The sequence below is a fragment of the Streptomyces sp. 2-1 genome (assembly GCF_048564895.1).
In the GTDB taxonomy this organism is placed as follows: Bacteria; Actinomycetota; Actinomycetes; order Streptomycetales; family Streptomycetaceae; genus Streptomyces; species Streptomyces phaeochromogenes.
Genome location: NZ_CP183383.1, coordinates 7,177,063 through 7,193,098, shown reverse-complemented (window position 1 = coordinate 7,193,098; position 16,036 = coordinate 7,177,063). Strand labels below are relative to the sequence as shown.

Annotated in this window: 12 protein-coding genes; 4 read left to right on the top strand and 8 right to left on the bottom strand. The window is 67.9% G+C overall.

Annotated features, from left to right (window positions below; all coding sequences use genetic code 11):
• The first annotated feature begins 16 nt into the window (after window positions 1-16).
• The 4 genes from ACN20J_RS31735 to ACN20J_RS31720 are packed head-to-tail and all read left to right on the top strand — an operon-like array spanning window position 17 to window position 3,750.
• Window positions 17-1,000, top strand: a complete 984-nt coding sequence (locus ACN20J_RS31735) for an ABC transporter permease (RefSeq protein WP_189837456.1) — start codon at window positions 17-19, stop codon at window positions 998-1,000.
• Window positions 1,001-1,018: 18 nt separating this feature from the next.
• Window positions 1,019-2,047 carry an ABC transporter ATP-binding protein gene (locus tag ACN20J_RS31730; RefSeq protein WP_189837455.1) on the top strand — a complete coding sequence of 343 codons (1,029 nt, stop codon included), beginning with the start codon at window positions 1,019-1,021 and terminating at the stop codon, window positions 2,045-2,047.
• 43 nt (window positions 2,048-2,090) lie between these two features.
• Window positions 2,091-3,149 (top strand): ABC transporter ATP-binding protein, encoded by a 1,059-nt coding sequence (locus tag ACN20J_RS31725; RefSeq protein ID WP_189837454.1) that lies wholly within the window; start codon window positions 2,091-2,093, stop codon window positions 3,147-3,149.
• Between the two features lie 16 nt (window positions 3,150-3,165).
• Window positions 3,166-3,750, top strand: coding sequence for a Uma2 family endonuclease (locus ACN20J_RS31720; protein WP_190229690.1), 585 nt, complete (start codon window positions 3,166-3,168; stop codon window positions 3,748-3,750).
• A 4-nt stretch (window positions 3,751-3,754) separates the two neighbouring features.
• Here the strand turns inward: ACN20J_RS31720 and ACN20J_RS31715 are convergent, their stop codons facing one another.
• The 8 genes from ACN20J_RS31715 to ACN20J_RS31680 all read right to left on the bottom strand — a co-directional run bounded on the left by ACN20J_RS31715 (window position 3,755) and on the right by ACN20J_RS31680 (window position 15,704).
• Window positions 3,755-4,129: a VOC family protein gene (locus ACN20J_RS31715; RefSeq protein ID WP_419667350.1), complete on the bottom strand. Its 375-nt coding sequence runs from the start codon at window positions 4,127-4,129 to the stop codon at window positions 3,755-3,757.
• A gap of 257 nt (window positions 4,130-4,386) precedes the next feature.
• Window positions 4,387-5,505, bottom strand: coding sequence for an ABC transporter ATP-binding protein (locus tag ACN20J_RS31710; protein WP_189837451.1), 1,119 nt, complete (start codon window positions 5,503-5,505; stop codon window positions 4,387-4,389).
• Window positions 5,506-5,517: 12 nt separating this feature from the next.
• A complete protein-coding gene (locus tag ACN20J_RS31705) occupies window positions 5,518-6,579 on the bottom strand; it encodes an ABC transporter ATP-binding protein (protein ID WP_189837450.1) in 1,062 nt (353 codons plus the stop codon).
• Window positions 6,580-6,589: 10 nt separating this feature from the next.
• The gene (locus tag ACN20J_RS31700) at window positions 6,590-7,567 is read right to left on the bottom strand and encodes an ABC transporter permease (protein ID WP_189837449.1); all 978 of its coding nucleotides are present in this window, start codon (window positions 7,565-7,567) and stop codon (window positions 6,590-6,592) included.
• 105 nt (window positions 7,568-7,672) lie between these two features.
• A complete protein-coding gene (locus ACN20J_RS31695; protein ID WP_189837448.1) occupies window positions 7,673-9,478 on the bottom strand; it encodes an ABC transporter substrate-binding protein in 1,806 nt (601 codons plus the stop codon).
• Window positions 9,479-9,578: 100 nt separating this feature from the next.
• Window positions 9,579-10,616 (bottom strand): ABC transporter permease, encoded by a 1,038-nt coding sequence (locus ACN20J_RS31690; protein WP_189837447.1) that lies wholly within the window; start codon window positions 10,614-10,616, stop codon window positions 9,579-9,581.
• 391 nt (window positions 10,617-11,007) lie between these two features.
• The gene (typA, locus tag ACN20J_RS31685) at window positions 11,008-12,915 is read right to left on the bottom strand and encodes a translational GTPase TypA (protein WP_189837446.1); all 1,908 of its coding nucleotides are present in this window, start codon (window positions 12,913-12,915) and stop codon (window positions 11,008-11,010) included.
• 200 nt (window positions 12,916-13,115) lie between these two features.
• Window positions 13,116-15,704, bottom strand: coding sequence for an ABC transporter substrate-binding protein (locus ACN20J_RS31680; RefSeq protein WP_419667349.1), 2,589 nt, complete (start codon window positions 15,702-15,704; stop codon window positions 13,116-13,118).
• Between the last annotated feature and the right edge of the window lie 332 nt (window positions 15,705-16,036).

The following is a 16,036-nucleotide window of genomic DNA, read 5'->3' as shown; positions in this document are numbered from 1 at the left end:
AGGGAATCGCATCGCCATGTTCCGCTTCCTCGTCCGTCGGACGCTCGGCGCGCTGCTGATCCTGTTGATCATCAGCGCCCTGACCTTCGTGCTCTTCTACGTCGCCCCGCGGGACCCCGCCCGGGCCGCCTGCGGCAAGCTGTGCACGCCCCAGACGCTCGCGCTGGTCCGGCACAACCTCGGGATCTCCGATCCGCTGCCGGTCCAGTACTGGCACTGGCTCGTGGGCGTGTTCGCCGGCCGGGACTACACGGGGCTCGGGCACTGTCCCGCGCCGTGTCTCGGCTACTCGTTCACCAACCACGAGCCGGTGCTCGGCCTGATCACCGACCGCTTCCCGACGACGCTCTCGCTCTCCATCGGCAGCGCGGTGGTGTTCGTGGTCTTCGGCGTCGGTACGGGCATGATCGCGGCCGTCAAGCAGGGCAAGGCGCTGGACAAGATCGCGTCCTCCGCCTCCCTGATCGGCTCGTCGCTGCAGATCTACATCGTCGGTGTGGTCGCGATGTACTACCTCTCCGACGAGTGGCATCTCCTCCCCCGGCCGCAGGACAGCGCGGGGTTCACCCAGGATCCGGGCGGGTGGTTCAAGGGGCTGCTGCTGCCGTGGCTGGTCCTCGCGCTGATCTTCACGGCCAACTACACGCGGATGACCCGCTCCCAGCTGGTGGAGACCCTCAGCGAGGACTACGTACGCACGGCCCGTGCCAAGGGCCTGTCCCGCCGGACGGTCTTCTTCCGGTTCGCCTGGCGGGGTGCGATGGGGCCGATCGTCACGATCCTCGGCCTCGACATCGGCTATCTCCTCGGCGGCGCGATCATCACCGAGGAGACGTTCGGACTGCACGGCATAGGCGCGCTGTCCATCAAGGCCGTACGGGACAACGACCTTCCGCTGCTGCTCGGTGTCGTCCTCACCGCGGCCGCCGCGATCGTCGTCGCCAACATCGTCGTCGACGCCGTCTACGCCCTCATCGACCCGCGGATCCGGCTCGCCTAGGAGAGGACGACCCCCCTCATGAACACGCCCTTCCTCTCCGTACGCGACCTGCGCGTCGCCTTCTCCACCGAGGACGGCGTCGTCAGGGCCGTCGACGGGCTCTCCTTCGACCTGGCCCAGGGCAGCACGCTCGGCATCGTGGGCGAGTCCGGCTCGGGCAAGTCCGTCACCAACCTGGCGATCCTCGGCCTGCACGACCGCGAACACACCGACGTGGACGGCGAGATCCTGCTCGACGGCAAGGACCTGCTGACCGCGAGCGAGCGGGAGCTGGAGCGGCTGCGCGGCAACACCATGTCCATGATCTTCCAGGACGCGCTGGCCTCGCTCTCGCCCTTCCACACGGTCGGCAAACAGATCGGCGAGACGTACCGAAAACACACCGGGGCGTCCCGGCACGAGGCCCGGGCCCGGTCGGTCGAGATGCTCCGACGGGTCGGCATCCCGCAGCCCGACCTCCGCGTGGACGACTATCCGCACCAGTTCTCGGGCGGTATGCGCCAGCGCGCGATGATCGCCATGGCGTTGGTCTGCGACCCTGAGCTGCTGATCGCGGACGAACCGACCACGGCCCTGGACGTGACGGTCCAGGCCCAGATCATGGACCTCCTCAAGGACCTCCAGCAGGAGTTCGGCACGGCGATCGTCTTCATCACCCACGACCTGGGCGTCATCGCCAACATCGCCGACGACGTGCTGGTGATGTACGGCGGACGCTGTGTGGAGCGGGGCACGCGGAACCAGGTGCTGCGGACACCCCAACACCCGTACACCTGGGGCCTGCTGGGTTCGATGCCGAGCCTCGACGGCCCGGTCGACGTGCCGCTGTCGCCGATCCCCGGCCTGCCGCCGTCCCTCCTCAACCCGCCGACCGGCTGCCGCTTCCACCCGCGGTGCGCGTTCGCCGAGAAGGTCCACGGCGGGCTGTGCGCCACGGACAGCCCACCGCTGGAGATCAACGGCGGCGGCCGCGGCACGGCCTGCCACCTGACTGCCGATCAGCGCAGGGAGTTCTTCGTCGACTACGCGACGCCCCAGCCCAACTGACGCACACCTCCAACCGGCTTACGAGAGAAGGGATTTCACGATCATGAGCGGCACGGACCCGGCCCCGGCCCCCCTCCTGGACGTCACCGGGCTCACCAAGCACTTCCCGGTACGGGGCGGCTTCCCCGTCCGCCGTACGGTGGGCGCGGTGCAGGCGGTGGACGGGCTCGACCTCCGGGTGGCCGAGGGCGAGAGCCTGGGCCTGGTCGGCGAGTCCGGCTGCGGCAAGTCGACCACGGGCCGGCTCATCACCCGCCTCCTGGAGCCGACCGCCGGAAGGATCACGTACGCGGGCCAGGACATAACCCATGCCCGCCGCAGGGAACTTGCGCCGATCCGCTCCGAGATCCAGATGATCTTCCAGGACCCGTACGCCTCGCTGAACCCGCGGCACACGGTCGGGAAGATCGTCTCCGGCCCCATGGAGATCAACGGCATCGACCCGAAGGGGGGCCGAGAGGCGCGTGCCCGTGAACTCCTGGAGATCGTCGGCCTCAACCCGGAGCACTACAACCGCTTCCCGCACGAGTTCTCCGGCGGCCAGCGTCAGCGCATCGGTGTGGCGAGGGCGTTGGCTCTCAACCCGAAGCTGATCGTCGCGGACGAGCCGGTGTCGGCGCTGGACGTGTCGATCCAGGCCCAGGTGGTGAACCTCCTCCAGACCCTGCAGAAGGACCTGGGCATCGCGTTCGTCTTCATCGCCCACGACCTGGCGATCGTCCGCCACTTCTCGCAGCGCGTCGCCGTGATGTACCTCGGCCGCATCGTCGAGACGGCCGACCGCGACGACCTGTACGAGAATCCGCGGCACCCGTACACGCGGGCGCTCCTCTCCGCGGTCCCGGAGGCGACGTCATCGGACGCCCCGTCCCGGACACGCATCCGCCTGACCGGGGACGTGCCCTCCCCGCTCAACCCGCCGTCGGGCTGCCGCTTCCGCACACGCTGCTGGAAGGCGACGGAGAGGTGCGCGGCGGAGGTGCCGGCGCTGGTGCGGGTCGAGGGGAACGGGGTGGGGCATCTGACTGCTTGCCATTACCCGGAGGGCGGGGACACGGTTCCTGGGCCCCAGCCCTCCGAGGGCCCAGGGATCGCGGCCTGACGCCTACCCTGGGTTCATGGACTACGCGAAGATGCGCGTGATCGCCGAGGAGCTCACGGAGTACGCCGAGCACCTTGAAGGCTCATGGAGTGTGGAGATCGGGCCTTCTGGTCCGTTTCTCGCGATGATGAGCCCCTCGAAGCGGCGTGAGGGAGCAATCCACCGCATCCGCAGGCAGCTCGACGCGCAGCTCCCCGCCACTCATCCCGGGTATGTCTGCGCCACCGGCCCAGAAATCGAGCACCCGGCAATCGGTCGCATGCGGCGTCCCGATGCCCTCGTCATCCCTGAGGCCGTATTCGACGAAGAGGGACTCGCTGTCGACGCCACACAGGTGCTGGCGGTTGTCGAGGTGGTCTCCCCCTCAAACCCGGACAACGACTACGCCGTGAAGCTCACCGAGTACCCGGCCATGGGCATTGGCCACTACATGATCGTCGACCCCCGCACCGGCACCATCGAGGTGCACTCGGAGCCCTGCAAGAACCGCTACCAGCAGAAGGATCCGTACATTTTCGGGGACTCGGTGCCGTTCGGCCCGTGGACCGTGGAGACCGGGGCCTTCCGGCGCTACGGCAAGGCCGGCAACGACGAAGGCTGACGAGTCAGCCCAACTCCCCGCGCTCCACGCAGAATTCGTTCCCCTCCGGGTCCTCCATGGTGACCCAGCCGCCGCCGTCCGGGCGGCGGAGGTCGTTCGTCACGCGGGCGCCCAGGGCGATCGCGCGCTCGACCTCCTCCTCGCGGGTGCGGCCCTTCGGCTTGAGGTCGAAGTGGATGCGGTTCTTGGCCTTCTTGCCTTCCGGGACGCGGACGAAGAGCAGCCTCGGGCCGCCGGCGGGGTCCTCGATCAAGGCCTCCGGGTCACCGGGCTTGTCGTCGTCGGCCAGTGGCCGGCCGAGCAGCGCGCTCCAGAACAGCCCGAGGTCGTACGGGTCTCCCGTGCAGTCGAAGGTGATGCTGTGAATCCCCGGCCCCAATTGCTTCTCCCGACTCAACTGTCTCCTCCCGACCTGATTTTCGCCCCCGCCGCCCCTACCCATTCCCGTCCCTTTCGAGGGCCAGCCGCCGAACTCCCGAAAAGATTGCGCAGTTCCCCGCGCCCCTAGGTTTTTAGGGGCGCGGGGAACTGCGCAGTCCAGCCACAGCCGGCCCGCACCCGAAATCACAACCCCACGGGGTCTGGGGCGGAGCCCCAGGGGACGGGAATGGGTAGGGGCGGCGGGGGCGAGGAACCTCAGTCCTTCGTGACGTCCTGCTCAAGCGCCGCCAACGCCGGGTCCAGGACGATGTCCTCGTCGCGGGCCTCCGTCGACGGGTCCTCCGGGAAGTGGCAGGCCGTCAGGTGGCCCTCACGGTTGCCGGAGATCTGGACCAGCGGCGGCTCCTCGCTCGCGCACTTGTCCTGCGCCTTCCAGCAACGCGTACGGAACCGGCAACCACTCGGCGGATGAATCGGCGAGGGCACGTCACCGGAGAGCCGGATCCGCTCCCGGTCCTCGACCTCGTCGTCGAGCGTGACCTCCGGAACAGCCGACAGCAGAGCATGCGTGTAGGGATGCCGCGGCCGGTTGTAGATGGAGTCCCGGTCCCCGACCTCCACCACCTTGCCGAGGTACATCACCGCGAGCCGCTGCGAGAAGTGCCGCACGATCGCCAGGTCGTGGGCGATGAAGAGGAAGGCGATGCCCATCTCCTCCTGGACCTTCTGGAGGAGGTTCACCACCTGCGCCTGGATCGACACGTCCAGCGCGGAGACCGGCTCGTCCGCGACGATCAGCTTCGGGTTCAGGGCCAGGGCACGGGCCACACCGATGCGCTGACGCTGGCCGCCGGAGAACTCGTGCGGGAAGCGGTTGTAGTGCTCCGGGTTGAGACCGACCAGTTCCAGAAGTTCCCGTACGCGCGTCTCCCGGCCGCCCTTCGGGTTGATCCCGTTGACCTCCATCGGCGACTTGATGATCGTGCCGACGGTCTGCCGCGGGTTCAGCGAGGAGTACGGGTCCTGGAAGATCATCTGGATCTCGGACCGTACGGGCGCGATCTCCTTGCGCGAGGCGTGCGTGATGTCCTGCCCCGCGTACGTGATCTTTCCGGCGGTCGGCTCCAGGAGGCGGGTGATGAGCCGGCCCGTCGTCGACTTGCCGCAGCCGGACTCGCCGACCAGGCCGACGCTCTCGCCGACGCCGACGGTGAGGTCGACCCCGTCGACCGCCTGCACGGCTCCGACCTTGCGCTTGATCGGGAATCCGCCGTAGATCGGGAAGTGCTTGGTCAGGCCCTCGACGGAGAGCAGCGGTTCGCCGACTCCGTCGACGGGGCCCTGCGGCTTCGGCAGGGTGAGTTTGTCGCTCATGTCTCGTTCTCCCTAGCCCAGCCGGGGTTTGATCTGCTCGATGAAAAAGGTCGACTTCTGCGCCGCGTCGAGATGACAGGCGGAGCCCCGGCCCTCGGGCAGCTGCGGCCGCTCGTCGGTGCAGCGGGTCCCGCCGACCTCGGCGGTGAAGCCGCAGCGCGGGTGGAAGGGGCAGCCCGACGGCGGGTTCAGCAGGCTGGGCGGGGAGCCGGGGATCGGCGTGAGCGCCTGCGCGGTGTCGCCGCCGAGTCGCGGCATGGAGCTCAGCAGGCCCCAGGTGTAGGGGTGCTGGGGGTTGCGCAGCACCTCGCGGACGGTGCCGCGTTCCACGGCCCGCCCCGAGTACATCACCAGCAGGTCGTCGGCCATCTTGGAGATGACGCCGAGGTCGTGGGTGATGAAGATGATCGCCGAGCCGAACTCCTGCTGGAGGTCCTTGAGCAGGTCGAGGATCTGCGCCTGGACGGTCACGTCCAGGGCCGTGGTCGGCTCGTCCGCGATCAGCAGGTCGGGGTCGCAGATCAGCGCCATGGCGATCATCGCGCGCTGGCGCATACCGCCGGAGAACTGGTGCGGATAGTCGTTGAAGCGCGTGGCGGGCTGCGGAATGCCGACCTTGTCGAGCATCTCGATGGCCCGCACCTTCGCCTCCTTCTTGGAGGCGCCGGTGTGCTTCATGAACGGTTCCGCGATCTGCCGGCCCACCGTGTAGTACGGCGAGAGCGCGGTCAGCGGGTCCTGGAAGATCATCGCGACCTTGTTGCCGCGGAGCTTCTCCATCTCCTTCTCGGTCGCGGTGACCAGTTCCTTGCCGTCCAGGACGATCTCGCCCTCGACGGTGGAGGTCTTCGGGTTGTGCAGGCCGAGGACGGTCAGGTTGGTGACGGACTTGCCGGAGCCCGACTCGCCCACGATGCCGAGCGTCTTGCCTCGTTCGACGTCGAAGGAGAGCCCGTCGACCGCCTTCACAATGCCGTCCTCGGTGGAGAACCGCACCCGCAGGTCGCGGACCGAGAGGAAGGACTCCGGCCCGCTCGGGGCCTTCGCGCCTTCGGTCTTGGTCAGTGTGGTCACGGTATTTCTCCTAGGCGAGGCGCACGCGCGGGTCGATGTAGGCGTAGGCGAGGTCCACGACGATGTTCAGGATCAGGATGAAGAAGGCCCCGAACAGCATGACGCCCATCGTCAGCGGAAGGTCCTTGGTCAGCGAGCCCTCGACCGCGAGACGCCCGATCCCGGCCAGGTCGAAGGTGAACTCCGTGACCACCGCGCCCGAGAGCAGCGCGCTGAGGTCCATGCCGATGATCGTGACGATCGGGATGAGTGAACCACGCCAGGCGTAGCGGAAGAAGACGTACCGCTGCCGCATGCCCTTGGCGCGGGCGGTGCGGACGTGCTCCTCCTGCAGCTGCTCGATCATGGTCGAGCGCGCCATACGCGTGTACTGGGCGGTGAAGATCGTGGCCATCACGGCCCAGGGGATCAGCATGCCCATGAACCAGCCGCCCGGGTCGTCCGTGAACGACACGTACTTGGGGTTCTCCAGCCAGCCGGTGTTGTAGACGAGGAGGCTGAGGACGATGGGACCCAGGAAGTAGATCTGGAACGAGCTGAGGACCATCGAGGAGCCGCTGACGGCCTTGTCGACGGCGGTACCGCGCTTCCAGGCTGCGAGCAGACCCGTACCGAGGCCGAAGAGCAGGAAGATCACCAGGCCGCCGAGGGTCAGCGAGAGCGTCAGCGGGAAGCGGTCCATGATCGAGTCCCAGACGAAGTCGCCGCTGTCGAAGGAGACACCCAGGCACGGGGCGGCACAGTGTCCCTGCGGGAAGTCCCGGCCGGACACGATGCCCATCATGAATTCCCAGAACTGGGTGGTGATGGGCTTGTCGAGGCCGAGGTTCTCGCGGATGACCGCGATGTTCTCGGGGGAACAGTTCTTGCCGCAGGACAGCTGCGCGAAGTCCTGGGGGATCGTATAGAACAGGAAGAACGTGAAGGCGCCGATCAGGAACATGATCACGACGGCGCCGCTCAGCCTGCGGATGAGGAACTGAAGCATGGCGGGTGGGTGCTCTCTTCGAAACGCGGCGGCAGGAGGGGGATACCGTCCGTGGGGGTGCGCTCCGCCTGGCGCACACCCCCACGGATCAGCCGAGCTGAGGGATTACGGCTTCTTCAGGTACAGGTCGTTGATGTCGATGTAGCTCGACTCCGTGCTGTACCGGGCACCGCCGATGTTCGAACCGTAGAGCTGGATCTGCTTCGAGTAGTACACCGGGGCACCGGGGTTGATCTCCTCCACGATGCGGTGGTGAGCCTCTTCCCAGGTCTTGGCGGCTTCCTCGGGCTCCTGCGTCACGGCCTTCTGGATGAGGGCGTTGACCTGCTTGTCGTTGATGTGCGAGTAGTTCGGCGAACCGTCGGCGACCTGCGTGCCGTCGTAGACCGGGGTGATGACCGTGCCCGGCGACGGCCAGTCCTGGCCCCAGCCGGTCATGTAGAGGTCGTACGGGTTCTTGAGCTTGCCGACCTGCTCGTAGAAGGTCGCGCGGTCGATCTCCTTGGCCTGGACGTCGAAGCCGAGCTTGTTCAGCGCGTCCTTGATGATGACCATCTGGGCCTGGCCACGCGGGGTGTTGGAGTAGGCGTAGCTGAGCTTGGTGCCCTCCTTGAAGCCCGCCTCCTTCAGCAGCGCCTTGGCCTTCGCCGGGTCACCGTTGGGCTTCTTCAGCTTGCCGAACGGGTCGTACGTCGGGTCGAAGCCCGGCAGGGTCGGCGCCATCAGACCGCCGGCCACCTCGCCGCCGTAACGGCCGCCGTCCGCCTGGACCATGGACTGGTTCGGGATCGCGTAGGTGATCGCGTCGCGGACCTTCTTGTCCTTCATCTTGGCGCTGTCGAGGTTGAAGGAGAGCTGCCACACGTAGGGCTGGTAGCCCTGGATGGTGCGCTTCTTCGCCGCCGCGTTGCCGATGACCGTGGACAGCTGGGCCGGGTCCACCGAGTCCGTGAACTGGATGGCGTTCTTGGCCTCGCCCTGGTCGGCGATCAGACGCTTGGTCTGGCTGGCCTGGTCGATGGTGTTGCTGAAGTTGTAGCCGTCGACGTACTGGTGGCGCACCGAGTCCGTCTTCGGGTCCCACTGGGTGTTCTTGACCAGCGTCACCGACTTGCCGGCCTTGTACTCGGCGACCTTGTACGGGCCGAGGGAGGCCGGGGCCTTGTCGTACTTCTCCTTCGTGTCCTGCTTCTCGGGCACGATGGCGTAGCCGGCCATGGCGAGGGCCTGCGGGAGGTCGGGCTGGGCCGTCTTGAAGTGGAAGACGACGGTCTTGGCGTCCGGGGTCTCCAGGACGGAGTCCGGCAGGTGCTTGCCCTTGTACGGGCCGTCCGGCAGCGCCTTGCGGTACTCGGCACCCGAGAGCCAGTTCTGGACGTAGGTCGGGCCGTCGAAGATGAACTTGGCGTACTGCCGCTCGATGGTGTGGCGGACGTCGGCGGACGTGATGACGTTGCCGTCCTCGTCCTTGATGCCGTCCTTGAGCGTGTACGTCCAGGTCTTGCCGCCCTCGGACGACTTGCCGGAGTCGGTGGCGACGTCACCGACGACCGTCAGGTTGCCCTTGTCGTCCTCCTGGAAGTTCGTCAGACCGCGGTGCACCAGGTTGGCGAACTGGCCGGCGTCGCTGACGTAGATCTGGCCCGGGTCCATGTGGGTCAGGTCGGACTGCTGGTAGACGTTGATGGTGCCGCCGGTCTTGGCCCCCGCCACCGCTTCGGCCGGACCGTTCGACGCCTGGGCGTCACCGTATGCGACAGGTGTCGACTGCGCGGCGGCGTCGTCCTTGGACTTGGAGTTGTCCTTGGAGTTGTCCTTGCCGCTGTCACTGGAGCAGCCGGTCAGCGCCAGCGACCCCGCTGTGATGGCGACGGCTATAGCGCGCACGGTGCGCGTTCTGATGGGCTTCATGATGCCGATGCACCTACCTGTCGATAGTTGTCCACGAGTACTGCCTGACGGTCCGGTCACCCGGAACGGGGGTGGCAGTCCCCCCACCACCAATGGACGGTTAGCGTCCGGTCTTGGGGTCGAAAGCGTCCCGGACGGAGTCGCCGAGAAGGTTGAAGGCGAGCACGAAGACCACCATCGCCACGCCCGGGAAGAACATGAACATCGGGTCCTGCTCATAGATCTCGGAGCCGATGGCGAACATCCGGCCCCAGTCCGGCGTCGGCTCGACGAAGCCCACACCGACGTACGAGAGGAAGGCGATGGAGAGGATCGAGCTGGGCAGCATGTAGGTGCCCTGCACGAGGATCGGCGTGACGATGTTCGGCAGGATCTCCTTGCGCACGATGCGCGCCGGAGAGGCTCCCGAGACCTTGGCCGCCTCGACGAACTCCCGCTCCCGCAGGGAGAGTACGGAGCTGCGCACCAGACGGGCCATGCCCATCCAGCCGAGGAACCACATCACCAGGATGATCGCGACGGCCCGCAGATAGACCGGGGTCTCGTCCGTCGGTGAGACGAACAGCGCCGTGACCACGGGCATGAAGGCGATGAAGAACAGCTGCTGCGGGAACGCCAGGAAGAAGTCGGTGATCCGGCCCAGCCAGTAGTCGACCTTGCCGCCGAAGTAGCCGCTGACCATGCCGATGACAACGCCCGTCAGAACGCTGAACACCGTGACCAGCACGGCCATGTAGAGCGACGTCCGCATGCCGTACAGCAGCATCGTGAACACGTCGCGCCCGAGCTTGGGCTCGACTCCGAACCAGAAGTCACCGGACATTCCCCCGAAGGAGCCGGTGGGCATGGCGAAGTCGTCGAGCAGGAAGGGGTAGTCGGGCTCCTGCGCGTAGAGCGTGTACGGATCCTTCCCGTACAGCGCCGAGATGACCGGAGCCAGTGCGGCTATCGCGAAGAAAAAAATCACCACGCACGCGGAGATGACTCCGGTACGGTCTCGCTTGAAGCGATGCCACATCAACTGCCCGGGGGAGCGGCCCTCGAGCTTCTCCGCCTCGACCGGCTCGGGTTTCGACGCGAGCTCGGGGTCCAAGGCCGCCGACGGCCCGGAGCCCTCGGCCTTGGTTGGACTGGTCATCTTTGTTCTTCCCCCGGGGGATGGAGAGTTGAGCGCAGCACAGATACCGGCAGGTTCTGTGGTTTCAGGGAACTTTCACCAAGTGGGTCAACGCGCGTCAAGGGCGGAAGACATAGGGATCTCCCTACCGTCGAAATTTTGAGCAAAAATTGCAAAGATTGACACCTGGTCGCGCTTGACAGGTGAGATGAGAGTCCGGCAAATCAGACATGATTGACGAAAATTTCGTTTACGTGTCCGAAACTTGATTGGGCAATGCCCGATATGCGAACGCCGCCGCTTCCACTGCACCGTTGCCCGAACTGACACGGTTTCGGCGCCCGGGTACGCCGAAGGCCCGGCTCCCCGACTGTGTACGGAGAACCGGGCGTTCAGAAGCCCTGAGAGGGCGTCAGCCGTGCTTGGCGCGGCTCGCGGAGCGGGCGCGCGTGCGGGCGTCCAGGTTCACCTTGCGGATGCGGACCGACTCCGGGGTGACCTCGACGCACTCGTCGTCGCGGCAGAACTCCAGGGACTGCTCCAGGGAGAGCTTGCGCGGCGGGACGATCGCCTCGAACGAGTCGGCCGCGGCCGACCGCATGTTGGTGAGCTTCTTCTCCTTGGTGATGTTCACGTCCATGTCGTCGGAGCGCGAGTTCTCGCCGACGATCATGCCCTCGTACACCTCGGTGCCGGGGTCGGTGAACAGTACGCCGCGCTCCTGGAGGTTCGTCATCGCGAAGGCGGTGACGGCGCCGGCGCGGTCGGCGACCAGGGAGCCGTTGTTACGGGTCGTCAGCACGCCGAACCAGGGCTCGTGACCCTCGTGGATGGAGTGCGCGATGCCGGTGCCGCGCGTGCCGGTCAGGAACTCCGTACGGAAGCCGATGAGGCCGCGGGACGGTACGACGAACTCCAGACGGACCCAGCCCGAGCCGTGGTTGGACATGTTGTCCATCCGGCCCTTGCGGACGCCCATGAGCTGCGTGACCGCGCCCATGTGCTCCTCGGGGACGTCGATCGTCATGCGCTCGACCGGCTCGTGCACCTTGCCGTCGATGACCTGCGTGACGACCTGCGGCTTGCCGATGGTCAGCTCGAAGCCCTCGCGGCGCATCTGCTCGACCAGGATGGCCAGCGCCAGCTCACCGCGGCCCTGGACCTCCCAGGCGTCGGGGCGCTCGGTGTCCAGGACCCGCAGCGAGACGTTACCGATCAGCTCGCGGTCCAGACGGTCCTTGACCTGGCGGGCGGTGACCTTGCGGTCCTTGACGGCGGCCTTCGCGGAGGCGCCCTTGCCGGTGCCGCCACGGCCGACCAGCGGCGAGGTGTTGGTGCCGATGGTCATGGAGATCGCCGGCTCGTCGACCGTGATGAGCGGCAGCGCGATCGGGTTCTCGGGGTCGGCGAGGGTCTCACCGATCATGATGTCCGGGATACCGGCGACGGCACAGATGTCACCGGGGCCCGCCATCTCGGCGGGCTTGCGGGTGAGCGCCTCGGTCATCAGCAGCTCGGTGATGCGCACGCTGGACATCGTGCCGTCACGCTTGATCCACGTGACGGTCTGGCCCTTGCGCAGCTCGCCCTGCTCGACGCGGAGCAGCGCGATACGGCCGAGGAAGTTGTCCGCGTCCAGGTTGGTGACGTGCGCCTGGAGAGGGGCCTCCGTGTCGTACTGCGGAGCCGGCACGTGCGAGAGGATCGTGGAGAAGAACGGCTCCAGGCTGTCGCTGTCGGCCGGGACGGTGCCGTCCTCGGGCTTGGTCAGCGAGGCCACACCGTCACGCGCACACGCGTAGACGATGGGGAACTCGATCTGCTCCTCGTCCGCCTCCAGGTCCAGGAAGAGGTCGTACGTCTCGTTGACGACCTCGTCGATCCGGGAGTCCGGGCGGTCGGTCTTGTTGATGCACAGGATGACCGGCAGACGCTGCTGGAGCGCCTTGCGCAGCACGAAGCGGGTCTGGGGCAGCGGGCCCTCGGACGCGTCGACGAGCAGCACCACCGCGTCCACCATCGACAGACCGCGCTCGACCTCGCCACCGAAGTCGGCGTGGCCCGGGGTGTCGATGATGTTGATGGTGATGACATCGCTGCCATCCTTCGGGTGGTACTTGACGGCCGTGTTCTTGGCCAGGATCGTGATGCCCTTCTCACGCTCCAGGTCGTTGCTGTCCATCATGCGGTCGTCGAGCGACTCGGCGGCGTGCGCGGCGAAGGCACCGGCCTGCTTGAGCATGGCGTCGACCAGGGTGGTCTTGCCATGGTCGACGTGGGCGACGATGGCGACGTTGCGGATGTCGTGGCGCGTGGCCATATTGAGGCGCTTCTCCCGGAGTGAGTGAACGGCCTCCGCTGCGCGGGGCCCTGCCGGGCTGAAACGTGCCACGGCCTTACCCCATCGTACGTGCACGCTGCCGCTGGGGCCTCCGCGGGCCGGGCAGGCCGGTTCTCACAGTGCGGGCCGTCAGGGCCCGGTGCGCGGTTCCCCGCGCCCCTTCCGGGGCGCGACCTCACTCAGGACGACGGGCTCACCTGCGGCTTTGCGCCCTTCTTCAGGAAGCCCATGTCCTCGTAGAGAGGGGTCTGGAAGCCGAAGGCGCCCGCGTTGGCGAGGTTGGTCCGGGCCGCGGTGAGCTGGGGGCGCTGGTAGAGGGGGATCGAGCCGGCGGCGGCCCAGATGCGGGCGTCCGCCTTGCGGACCAGGGAGCGGGACTCGCCGGGGTCGAGTTCGGCGATGGCCTGGTCGAAGAGCTGGTCGACCTGGTCGGTGCCGACCCGGGTGTAGTTCTGCTCGACGTTCAGGGAGCCGTCCGCGGCCGGAACCGGCTTGGAGTAGATCGGGCGGGCGTCGGTCGCGGGGAACGCGGACGCGGGCCAGGAGTACAGCGCCAGGTCGTACTGGCCCGAGGCGATGTGGTCCTTGAAGTAGCTCTCGTCGGCGACCTTGGAGATCTCCGTACGGATGCCGATGCCTTCCAGCATCCGCGCGATCCGCTCGCCGACCGCCCGCAGCGACTGGGAGCCGGGGCCGGACGGGAGCACGAAGCGCAGCGTCAGCGGCTTGCCGTTCTTGGCCAGCGGTCCGGCAGCGACACGCCCAGGGGCCGCCGTGCCCTTCGGCGCGTACGCCCCGGGGGCGCCGCCGTGCTGGAACTGCGTCCTGCCCTCGTGGGCGAGGTTCTTCTCCACCTTGCCGGACGTGCCCGGCCCGTCCTTCTTCCGCTGGTTCTCCGTCTCGGCCTGCTGCTTCTTGCCGATCCGCTGCTTCTTCCCGGCCTTCTGCTTCTTGGCCTTCTGCGCCTTCTCGGCCTGGCTGTGCACGCCCAGGACGTACGCCTGGTCGAGGAGCGCGACCCGCTGCAGTTCGGCCAGGGGCGCGGGCACGAGCAGGGCAGGGGCGCGGTTCTCGCCGGGCTTGTCGTCACCCGGCTTCCCGTCCTCACCGACGATGTACGTACCGTCGTCCCCGGAGCTGTCGGAACTGTCGGAACTGTCCGAGCTGCTGGAACTGTCGGAGCTGTCGGAGCTGCCAGAAGTCGTGGAGCCGTCCGAGCCGTCGGAAGTGCTGGAGCTGCCCGAGCTGCCGGAGTCCTCGGAGCTGCCCGAGCCTTCGTCGGTGTCCGAGTCCGCATCCGAGTCCGAGCCCGCGGGGGTCTGCGACGCCTCGGACGCCTCCGAGCCGGCCGGTTCCTTGGAGGCCCCGGCGCCGGCCGCCTTCTTCTCCTTCTGCTCCTCCCTGACGGGACCGCCGGACACCCATCCGGCGTCGGCCAGCAGGGCCCGCGCCTCCTTGGTGTCCTGGCCGCCGAGCGCTCCGCTGTTGTCGGCGTACGCCTGCTGTCCGGAGAGCGCGAGATGGCTGCCGACGGGTTCGGCGGGCAGGCCGAGCGGCTTCAGGACGACCCGGGCGAGCTCCTCCCGGTCGAGGGCGCGGGCCACGGCCCGGCGGACCCGCTCGTCGGCGAGCGGCCCCTCCTCGCCGTTCAACGCGAGCTGGGTGAAGGCGGGTTCGAGGGACTTGCGGACCTCGAAGCCGCGCAGGGACGACTGCTCGTCCGCGTACTCCGCGACGGCCTTGCCCCGCTTCTTGCGGGCCAGGATCTCCTCGTCGGCCGCCTCCTCGTCGGAGCCGTGCGCGATGGCCCAGGAGCGCAGCGACTTGCCGGGCGTGAGGGCGGCGCCGGGGCCGTGGGCGAGCGGCGCCCCGTTGCCCTTGCCCTTGTCGCGGGCGGCGAGCGTGATGCGGTGGGCCTCGGAGGAGCCGATCTCGGCCAGGTCGACCTTGCCCTCGGCGAGCGCGGCGGTGCGCTTGTCCCGCGGTACGGCGCGCAGGACCAGCTCGGAGAGCTTGGCGGGGCGGCCCCACCAGCGCGGGTTGCGCTTCAGCCTGACCTCACCGGAGTCCTTGTCGACGGTGTCGAGGGCGAAGGGACCCGCGGTGACCTTCAGCTTGCGGCGGGCGCCGTCGTTGAAGGCGTCCGGGGTGCCCATGACGTCCTTCGGGTACAGCGGCGAGAAGAGCGACTGCCAGTCGGCGTACGGCTTGCTGAAGGTGACCCGCACCTCCAGGTCGTTGGCACCGCGTTCGATCTTCTCGATGCGGTCGTAGCCGGCGTTGCGGGCCGTCCAGAACGCGGTGTCCTTGCCGGACAGGGCGCGCCACTGGGCGGCGAAGTCGGCGGCGCCGATCTCCCGGCCGTCGCTCCAGACGGCCTGCTGGTTGAGCTTGTAGAGCACGACCTGTCTGGGCTCGCGGTCGACGACCTTCGCGGACTCCAGGTAGTCGGGGTTGCGCTGCGGCCGGCCGTTCGCGTCGAGCCGGTACATGGAGGGCAGCACGGCGCCGGCGACCTTGGAGGTGGCGGCGTCCGCGTCGGCCTGGAAGGCGTTGAGGGTCTCCGGGAGTGCGTCCACGGCCCAGCGCAGGGTGCCGCCGTCCGCGATCTGGCCGCGCTCCGCGGGGGCGATCTCCTGACCCGCGGTGGGCTTGCCCGCCGGGTCCTTCTCGCTGCATCCGGCCAGGGCGGGCACCGCGAGCACGCCCGCCGTGAGGAACGCGACCGAGCGCATCACCGCGCGGGGTCCGACGCCGTCGTGGGACATGACTGGTACCTCCGGGGCGGTGCTGATCACGATGAGCAGTGCGGACAGGGCAAGGCAGGACAGGGCAGATCAGGCGCTGTGATCTAGATCACTATTGGCGGTATAATGGAGTTGATCTGATCTATCGCCCCACTGAAGGGGAGAGTCGCCGCCTCCGGGCGGCGACACGGCGACCGGCCCACGGAAGCCCACCCGTGCGGCCCAACGGCTCCCGCGACACCGGGCGCGCCCCTCCCGGCCGGGGGCGCACGCAGGGCGTGCGGAGAGCGACACGATCCGGTAATCCATGCAGATCCCTTCACAGGGGCCGATGTGACGCGCGACACTCGCAG